Source organism: Lactococcus ileimucosae (genome assembly GCF_943193185.1).
GTDB lineage: Bacteria > Bacillota > Bacilli > Lactobacillales > Streptococcaceae > Lactococcus > Lactococcus ileimucosae.
Window position 1 is genome coordinate 20,801 of record NZ_CALPDE010000022.1, and the last position, 10,664, is coordinate 31,464.

General features: G+C 43.3%; 3 protein-coding genes. All 3 read left to right on the plus strand.

Annotation, left to right across the window (positions count from 1 at the left end; genetic code table 11):
• Nucleotides 1-86 precede the first annotated feature (86 nt).
• The 3 genes from NFR51_RS09070 to thrS all read left to right on the plus strand — a co-directional run bounded on the left by NFR51_RS09070 (nucleotide 87) and on the right by thrS (nucleotide 10,482).
• Nucleotides 87-6,947, plus strand: coding sequence for an LPXTG cell wall anchor domain-containing protein (locus NFR51_RS09070; protein WP_251713369.1), 6,861 nt, complete (start codon nucleotides 87-89; stop codon nucleotides 6,945-6,947).
• 282 nt (nucleotides 6,948-7,229) lie between these two features.
• The gene (hemH, locus tag NFR51_RS09075; protein WP_251713370.1) at nucleotides 7,230-8,177 is read left to right on the plus strand and encodes a ferrochelatase; all 948 of its coding nucleotides are present in this window, start codon (nucleotides 7,230-7,232) and stop codon (nucleotides 8,175-8,177) included.
• A 364-nt stretch (nucleotides 8,178-8,541) separates the two neighbouring features.
• Nucleotides 8,542-10,482: a threonine--tRNA ligase gene (gene thrS / locus NFR51_RS09080; RefSeq protein ID WP_251713371.1), complete on the plus strand. Its 1,941-nt coding sequence runs from the start codon at nucleotides 8,542-8,544 to the stop codon at nucleotides 10,480-10,482.
• The last annotated feature ends 182 nt before the right edge of the window (nucleotides 10,483-10,664 follow it).

Consider the following 10,664-nt stretch of genomic DNA (forward strand, 5'->3'; position numbering starts at 1 on the left):
CGCTTACTATATGTGGAGTTTGATAGCGATAAGAGTGTTGGAAGCTGCGATGAAACAAGTGCAAATAAATTTTAGGAGAACAATACATGACGGAAAGAAAAGTAATTAAAGCAAGAAAGCAGGCGATACGCCGTGCTCGATTGAAAAAAGCGGGGACTGTTGCTGCTATGCTGCCTCTTGTGGTTTCTAAGGGCGCCCCAGTTGCAACGCTTGTACGGGGACGCCACAATGAAGATGCATTAGGTATCGAACAGATGGTTGAGATTTCAGAACAGGAAATCGCAGACATTGTGCTGCCAGAAACGCCTGCAGAAGAAATAATCGAAGAGGAAGAAGAATTTAAAGAGGAAGATACTCAGGAAGAACCAAGAACTCTCCCAGCTTTTGAAGCCCCTCAAACATTTGTAGCTCCGAGTTTTTCTGAGGGAGGCTTAACGAATTTTGCTGAGGGGCAAAGTGCAGGAGAGCTTGCTATTACCCCCTTGACGGTAAACTGGGAGGGGAAAGAAGACTGGCCTTATGCGAGAATACTTAATGTGCAATGGATAAATGGCACTACTGTTGACATTCAGTTTACAACACTACTTTCTAACGACAAAAACTTGGGAGTGGGTCAGATTCGTAAGATGCAATTTAGAGTGGGTGTCGGCGATAGCCTTTTAGACAGTGTGCTATACGAAAGGGACTGGGGTTCTGACACGCATTTTGTAAGGTTGACAGGCATAACGGAGGAAGCCTTTGGTGATATCACTGTTTATATAGGTGATCCAGATAATGAAAACTCTTTCCGTCTCGATGGTGCTTTCTTACGTCCTAGTCCTTTCGTTCCTATAGTTCTTACAGAGAGGCACATTCATCAGGGGAGGGTTGCTGACAAGTTTGTTGGTGATGAACCAGAAGCTGATGTTGAGCACTGGCCACACTTGGACCTGTCAGACTTTGGGTTTAGAGGAAATCTTGATTTTACCAGTAAAATAGCAGACATTGTTTTTGCAAGAGTAACACAAGTAGGGGCATCACGAATCAACTATGGGAATGTGAGTTGGAACATGATTGAACAGGAGATTGCAGATGCACTCAATGCGCAAGACAATCTTCCTGTAGGTCAGTACTATAGGGTAGAGATCCCAGCAGCTCTCCGTGACAGCCTCACTGGCACAGGCCTCTTTTATAATGGAAACGTTTTGGAAAATATACCTGTGGCCATTCATAATATTCAGGTTAATCGTGGTCGAGTACATGCGCGTCCTTTTGATGGCACGCGTATGGTACAGTCCATAGCTCAGCACATCTCACTTAGCTTTGAGATTCAAATGGCTAAACCTGGAGATACTCCTGTTATTCCTTCTCTAGAAGTACAACTGCCTGTGGATATCTTACGTTACGATCGTGCAAGTCTCTGGGCTTCCTTCGTTCATCTGGCGGGAAATAATCGCTTTGAAGAAGTTCATCAAGCTGTACTTGCAGCAGCTGCAGGGCTTTCATACGACCTTAGCGATGAGTTGCTCAGAGAGTTAACTCAGAGCATTCTCACACAGTCAGCTGTCCAAAATCCTACAGGGAACTCAAACGGTCTCTATGACGGGCAGATTACTCTTGCAGAAGAAGGCTTTACCCCAATGATTCTAGGAAATCTTCAAGACGTGCCAGACAAGGTGTTTGATAACACGAATACTGTCTCAGGTGTACAGGAGGGATATAGGATTGAGTTTGGAATCATGGGGGCGAATCCTGCGGGTGAAGGGACGCTACGTTTTGCTACAGCAAGCTTAGTGATAAACCCTAACGATCTGGAGTTTGAGCATGTCAATGTAGGGACACATAAAATTAATCTACGTACGGCTTCTAGTATGAACTTACAGATAAGAAGTGGGGAACGAGATATCCTTAATCCCGAAGACCTGAGTGATTTTATAGAGGCTTACGGAAGGCAGATAGAAAAAAGTATTCGGACTATGGCGGAAAATGGCGGTCTCTTTAACGAAGCGACAATCACTCCTAAGCCAGTAACGTGGATAGCAGGACGTGTTGATGATAAGGTCTATGATGGGACTGCTCGCGTATCGGGCATTGTTCCCCCTCGATTAAAAGGCTTCGTTGCTGGTGATGACAATATTATTGAAGTTGAATTTGGCACCTTGGCAGAGCGGCTCCGCTTTGCCAATAGTTTACCGGGAAACTGGGAAATTGAGGGACTTGACTTTGATGAGCGTATGCTCAATCGTAAGGACTACGCCGGTGGTGGTAATTTCAACTATAAGATTATGGATCAGCCTCAGTTTGAGCTTGCTACCATCCGTCCCTTAGTTTTGGAGGTTAACGATTTCAACCGTCTTACCTTTGTGAGAAATAAGGTGTCTCGTCAATACGATAGGACGGCTATCTATAAGGGAAGTTTGGACCCAATTTTTGTCACAATCAATGGGGTTGATGAAGGAGAAGAACATATTTATCAATTGCTCTTTTCTGAAGATGGTGTGCTTCGCTTTGAAGACAATAGTGTCACGGCCAATCATGTGGAAGTTTATTTGGAAGAGTCAACTATCCTCCTGCAACGTCAAGGAGGAGAAACGCAACCTGTTGAACTCTCTGAGGACTTACAGGATTATCTACGCAATAAGCTTTTCCTTGGCCAAATTACACCACGTCAAATTTTCTGGGGCATGGGTCAAGTGAAAGACAAGGATTATGATGGAAATAAGTCAGCTACGCTTACAGATACAGGAATGCCACAACTTTTCTCAGCAAGAGACAGGGACGATTTCGCCATTCATGACTTAGACAAAGAAGGCGATCAAGCAGTTATACTGAACCATGGTTCAGCTGAATTTCAGTCTAGAAATGTTGCCCGTGATGACCAAAGAGATGTTATCGCACAGTCTGTTGTTGCAACAGAGGGGTGGACAATCAGTGGTTACCTTGCGCGTAACTATGAGATAGTGCCAGATCCAGATAGAACTGGGGGAACTGCCGCTTTTGACTTGCCTGATAACCTTTTTGGCCAATCTGCTTTTGGAATGCCGAATTTCTTTTATACAGCGCTTATAAAGCCGAGCTTCGCTGATGCAACAATCCGTCCATTAGATGTTCATTTCACAAACGGTTCTTTGATTAGCTCAAGCAGAACCTACACGGGAAGACCGATAAGACCAGAATTATCCGATTTTCTGCTGCCAACCTTAAGTACAGTTCTTGATGACAAGCAAGACTTATTAGAGCGTGAGATGAACGATCGAATAACAGTAGTTGAAGGTGGCTTTGTTCATACGAACAACCGTGAAGTGGGGACAGCAGTTTCAGCTCTATCTGGTTGGGATATTGGTGGCACACACCATACCAACTATCGCTTAATAAACTCTCCTGATATCGAATGGGAAATCACTGTCAAGCAAATCAATTCTTGGCAAGATGTAGTAGGTGCACAAGCTGGATTTGCGACTAAGATTTTTGATGATACAAATAAACTCTTGGAAGATCAATTCAATAGACCCCTCAATAGATTACCAAGCTTTGGTAGGGCCCGAAATCCTGATCCTTTAAACATTGAGGGCTGGGAACTGACCTTTGATTCAGCAGATGCGGGTAGAGAGCGTAGTCTTACTATCGGAAATACCGATAAGGTTCGTGCACAGTTAGAGACCCTGTTTAGAGGAAATCAAGTTCTAGCTGAGGATTTTGACTTCAACAGCCTCTTTGCAGCAGAAATCACACCACGCATCTTGCGCTGGGAAAATGGAAGTATCCCGTCGCGCCCCTATAATTCTAGCACTGATATTATAGGGACGATTAGCTTGCCAGAACTTGTTAGATCAGAAGTAGGACATGAGATTTTAGCGAATCATGTGGAGGTTACTCATGATTCAAATCTCTTATCTGAACTTGTCTTCCCTGATACGGCGATAGGAAGCTATACCTTTAACTGGTTTAAAGCTGTAGGGTTAAGCGTCGAATTTGCAGACCCAAGACATGAGGGCAACTATGTTGTACCAGAACTGGGAAATGCTAGCGCATCAATCCTCCCCGTAAATATAGTCAAGGAAGATATTATAGGGACTGGCTTTACCGTGGAGAGCCGAGAGTATGATGGACAAACTGAAATTTCAGACAATGATTTTGTAGCTATAATTGCCCTTGAAGGTGGTCATGAGATTACATTGCCTTACCGTGTAGAAGGACTGCGTTTTGCCAATCATAATGCGGGTACAAGAGAACTTGAATTTGCTCTTAACGGAATTGTCTTTGATGAGAAAATTAACTTTTTTGAAGAAAGGACTGTTGCAAACATTGTTGAGGAGATTGAACAGTATATTCGCGCTTTCCGAAAAGCAGAAATCACACCGCGCCGTATTGCTTGGACAGAAGGACGAGTTTCCGATAAGGAATGGGATGATACTGATAAGGTTCACAACATTTTTAACACCCCTAGATTAATTCGTCTGCTTGATACAGAAGAGGATGGTTCAAGAGTGGAGGATCCAGAAGTGACTGTGCTCGAAAGTGCTATTGTGGCGCGTGATTGGGACATTATTACCGTGGCTCAGGGCGGCGCACAGTTTACTCAGACAGAGGTGGGCGAAGATATTTCAGTAGTTTCAGATGATAACTGGCAACTGGTGGTAGAGCCAGATAAAGAAGATGAGCATCCATTAACCAATTACACTTTTGGAAGCGATAGCGAGGCAGGAGAAATGCTACAGCCTCACTTTGCCTCAGCCAATATTTGGCCAGTGTCTATTACAGACGTCCAGCCAATGCCAGAAAATACATCCGACATGAAAAACAATATTCTTTATATCCAATCAGGTTATATAGAACGGCAATATAATGGCACTGCCCAAATTGACCTCATAGAGGATATGAATGATGAACCAAAGTTCGCCTTGCGTAATGAACAAGGGCAGGATATCAAATTAACACTTGAACACTTGGAAAATCTAAGTGTCCGCTTCCAAGACGAGAATGTTGCTTATAATAATGGAAATGTTGCAGACAAAGGGGTTATCACAAGTGTTGGTGGTCTTAACCTTGCCAACGTTGAGCTTTCTGATGCTGGCTTGCGCGAGATTGAGGAACTGCTTTTCACGGGACGAATCACGCCTTGGGAACTTAACAAATCACATCTTGATGAAGCCGCCATTTCTCTTGTGGGCGATTCCCTTATCCGAAAGGAGTATAATGGTGAAACAGCTTGGACTGTTCCAGAAATTCCTGATCCAGACAATGCTGGAGAGAATATTAAGCTCTTTCCAGAGCTTGGGATTGAGATTGTGGGCACGGAGGTCGTTATTCCCATCCTCTTTGGTGAAGACTATGAGATTGTCTTTGAGGATCGCCATGCAGGCAATGATAAGCAGGTAACCATAGAAGGCTTCTATCTGGATTCACGCAATGTGTCCTTGCACAGTGACTTTAAGGATTGGATGAGCGAACATTTGCTGACTGGAGAAATTACTCCTATGGTTATCCAATGGACACAAGGACGAGTCGAAAGACGTCGCTACGATGGCACAACAGAAGCAAGAATTGCTGCCGATGCGATGCCAAGCTTGCCTATCTTAGCAGTTGATAAGTCTGGGGTAAATATTCAGACCGGTCAAGCCCAGTTTGATGATGCTAATGTACGCTTTGATGACGAGGGGAATGTTGCTGCCATGCCCGTTCATGCTTTAGGAACAGGTGAGTGGAGTATTTCAGGAGAATACTCGGGTAACTATTGGCTGCAGCCTTCAATAAGCAGTGCGTTAAACTCTATCCTCCCAGCACGACAAGCGCTCTTATCCTTCAGTCCTCGACCAATACAGTCGGTTAATCCATTGTTTGAAAGCCAAGCCATTGACCCTGTTCGACTGAGCTTTAACGGTCGAAAAATTGCAGAGCGGGTCTTCAACTATGATTACTATTTCACGGCAGAAGATAAAACTTATGAATATGGCGTTGAAGCTGGTTTCGATAAACCTGAAAAATGGACAAACGTGGATACAGGTGAGCCTATGGATGCTATCGGTGGTCACTACTTAACCATAACTTTTGTCGATCAAATGTCGCGTCTGGCTAATGGTCAGCCTCACGTTGCCGAAGATGAGCTGATCTTTGTTGATGCCCAAGGTAATGTTATCGAAAGAGCGGATGTTCTTGTTGAGCTGCGTGATGCGGACGGAAATGTTAACCGTAACTATGAATATGTCTTTGCTGACAATGTTGAAACGATTGGTCGTATCACAAAGGCACAAGGTTTCCCGGTTACTAGACCGCAAGCGGCACGTGTGGAGAAGACGGAGATTGAGCTTTTCCACTCTCAAATCATGATGCACGACTTTTTCCTAGAAGGTATGCCCCTTGTCTTTGAACCGCTTGCCTTTAATGCAGCTGGTACAGAACTTACAGGAGTGGGCGATCTATTTGCAGCAGCGGCTGACTTTGATCCAGGACCTTATCAGGTTGAATACGCCATTTCAAGAACAGAAAATCCTGAAGATTTGGATGCAGCTGCTTGGCAGCAATCCACTCTTTTCACAGATTTATTGCCCGGCACAGAATATTTCCTCTTTGCTCGCCAAGCGGAACATCATAATCGCTACGAGGGAGAGATAATTGCAGGTGCCACTGTCGTAACTTTAGGAGAAGCACCGCCTCAGTCTGATAATGGGGGACCAGGAGGAGAAAATGGTCGACCAGATAACGACGGCACAGGGGAGAAAAACAATCGTCCAGACACTGAAGCAGGTGATGCAGGAGAGGTCAATGAGCAGGACAAGGGCTATCCTTCAGAAGAAGATAAGTCTTTTGAGGATGAAACTAAGCAAGAAGACGAGGGGGAGTTTGAAACTATCCAAAAAATCAGAGCAGAATTACCAAGTACGGGGGATATGGTCGGTCTCGGTCTTGGAATTGCAGGGCTGGCAGCTCTAGTCAGTGCAGTTGTTTTACGTAAAAAGAACAAAAAATAATCAGTCTTAGCTTAAAAAAGTGAAGCATAGGTCAGCGGAAAACTTTAGTTTCCAATGCAGAGCTTTACTGAAGGAAGTTTTAAAAATGAAAAAATGCTTAATCATATGCATAATAATGCTGTGGTTGAGCATTTTTCTATTTCTCACTCTTTTACTTGAGTGCTGTTGAGATTCCAGTCTTTCTACACCATTAATGACGAACGTGTGAAATTCAGGTAAAATAGAAAATAGAATGATTGTATTGTTTGTTGAAATTTAGAAAATACAGGAGAAATATATAGCATGAAAAAAAGAGGCCTCCTCTTAGTCAATCTTGGGACCCCCGAGAACACATCCCCTCGAGCACTAAGAAAATATCTGAAGAAATTTTTGTCTGACAGACGTGTCATCAAGACACATCCCTTGGTCTGGCAACCCCTCTTACACGGTATTATCCTCAATACTCGACCGCGAAAATCAGCGCGTCTTTATGAGAAGATTGTTCAAGAGGGGGAGTTCCCGCTGCTTACCTATACAGCAGCCCAAGAAAAAAATCTTCAGGAACTTTGTCCCGATGTTGAAGTGGCTATGGGGATGTCTTACAGCGCACCCAGCATTGAAACCAGTCTGGAGAATCTTTTGAATAAAGGTGTAGAAGAGCTAACTGTTCTCCCCATGTATCCGCAATATTCAGGAACGACAGTAGGTTCAGTCTTTGACACTGTCATGAACTACTTTTTGAAAAAAGACAATATTGTTGATTTAAGATTTATTCGTTCCTTCTACCGTGAACTGCTCTATATTAAATATTTTGCGGACAAGATAAGAGATGCTCTAGCAAAAGAAACTGACATCGAAGCCCTTATTTTTTCTTATCATGGCATTCCACTTTCTTATGTGACTGCTGGAGATAATTACCCAGAAGAATGTACGGAAACGACACGCTTGATTATGGAGGAACTTGGTGATTTTCCACATTATCAAACCTACCAATCGAAATTTGGTCCGGCAGAGTGGTTAACACCCGCAACAGACGACACCCTGAAAAAATTACCAGAGCAGGGTGTGAAAAAAGTTCTTATTGTTGCGCCTGGATTTGTAGTGGATTGCCTAGAAACTCTTGAAGAACTGGAGGAAGAAAACAGGACATACTTCTTGGAAAATGGGGGTGAAAAATATATCTATCTCTCACCTTTTAATGACGACGTGGCTTTTGCTGAACTTGTAAAAGAAATTGTGGAGAAAAAGTAAATATATTTTTCTAAAAAATCAAAAAATTGCATAAAAAGACTTGACAAAAGATAAAGAAAGACATAAAATAATCATTAGAGACACATCTTTAGTCAATTCTTTTCAAGAGAGCGAGTGGTTGGTGCAAACTCGCATTGTGATTGTTAAAGATACCACTCTATTTCTACTCCCTGCGAACGGGGAGCGTCGCTGACACGTTGCGTCAAAGATGAGACAATTTTTAGGGCCTTTTGTGCCTAGAAAATTAAGAAGGTGGTAACACGCAGCCGGCGTCCTTTATATGAGGAAGCTGGTCTGCGTTTTTTATTTTCTTCGAGTCTCATCGCAAAAATTAACTAATGTTAACAAAAAATAGGAGGCTTATATGGTTAAAATTACTTTCCCTGATGGTGCTGTTAAAGAATTTGAGGCAGGCATCTCAACACTTGAAATTGCAAAATCAATCTCGCCTGGCTTGGCAAAAAAAGCCTTGGCTGGTAAAGTCAACGGCAAGCTTATTGATGTAACTCGTCCGATCGAAGAAGATGCAACTTTTGAAATCGTGACACCAGAGCATGAAGATGCTTTTGACTTGCTTCGCCACTCAGCAGCTCACCTCTTTGCCCAAGCGGCACGCCGTCATTTTCCCAATATCCATCTTGGCGTAGGTCCAGCTATTGAAAATGGCTTTTACTATGATACAGATAACGAAGAAGGACAAATTTCTAACGAGGATTTGGAAAAGATCGAAGAAGAGATGCACCGCATTTCAAAAGAAAACTTCCCTTCTATTCGTAGAGAGGTCACTAAAGAAGAAGCAAAAGAAATCTTTGCGAAGGACCCTTATAAGCTTGAACTTATTGAAGAGCATAACGGCGATGAAGGCGGTTTGACTATTTATAGCCAAGGTGAATATACTGACCTTTGCCGTGGTCCACATGTGCCATCAACAGGTTTCATCAAATACTTTAAACTACTTAACGTAGCCGGCGCTTACTGGCGTGGCAATAGTGACAACGCGATGATGCAACGTGTTTACGGTACAGCATGGTTTACTAAAGAAGACCTAGAAGAAAACTTGAAAATGCGTGAGGAAGCGAAAGAACGTGACCACCGTAAACTCGGCCGCGAATTGGATCTTTTCTTCAATGAAGCATCATTAGGTGCGGGTACAGCTTACTGGCTTCCTGACGGTGCAACTATTCGCCGTATTATCCAGCGCTTTGTTGAAGACCGTGAGATTGCCGCAGGTTACTTGCATGTACATACACCGAACCTGATGAACTTGGACATCTACAAACAATCTGGGCACTGGCAGCACTATCATGAAGACATGTTCCCACCAATGGATATGGGTGACGGCGAACAAATGGAACTTCGTCCAATGAACTGCCCATCACACATCGCTATCTACAAGCATCATGTACACAGCTACCGCGAGTTACCTATCCGTATCGCAGAGTTTGGAACAATGCACCGTTATGAAAAATCAGGCGCCCTTTCAGGCCTTCAACGTGTACGTGTCATGCAGTTGAACGACGGGCATACATTTGTCACACCAGACCAGATTCAAGAAGAATTTGGTAAAATTCTTGAATTGATTATGGAAATGTACCGTGACTTTGGTATCGATGATTACAGCTTCCGTCTGTCATACCGTGATCCAGAAGATACAGAAAAATACTTCCCAGACGATGCAATGTGGGAAAAATCACAACGTATGCTCAAAGCGACAATGGATGACATGAATCTTGACTACGTTGAAGCAGAAGGCGAAGCAGCCTTCTACGGTCCAAAACTAGACATCCAAGTTAAGACAGCTTTGGGTAATGAAGAAACACTTTCAACTATCCAGCTGGACTTCCTTAACCCTGAAAACTTTGACATCACATATGTTGGTGCAGATGGTGAAAAACACCGTCCAGTCATGATTCACCGTGGTGTAATTTCAACTTTGGAGCGCTTCACAGCTTACCTGATCGAACTTTATAAAGGTGCCTTCCCAACTTGGCTCGCACCTACTCAAGCCATCATCATTCCAGTAAACAATGAAATTCATGCGGATTACGCATGGGAAATCAAAAAACGTCTCCAAGAAAAAGGTTTGCGTATCGTTGTTGATGAATCTAATGAAAAAATGGGTTATAAGATTCGTCAGGCCCAAACACGTAAAGTCCCTTATCAAATCGTTGTCGGTGACCAAGAGCTGGCAGACGGTACAGTAAACATCCGCCGTTACGGTTCAAACGACACAGAAGTCATCAGTTTGGATCAATTTATCGAAAATATCCAAGCAGACGTTGCGAACTATAGTCGCCGCAAATAAAAAGACCGATAACTGTCAATAACATAAAGTCAAGAAGCTCCAGTCGGGGCTTCTTTTCTCATACTTTCCTTGGTTCAGCAGAAAAGACCAAGCAAAGCCCCAAACCAAACCAAGCACCCTTTTCTCATCAAACACTCATTTCATTTGACCTTTTTTTTTTATACTATAGACTCAGAAAGTAA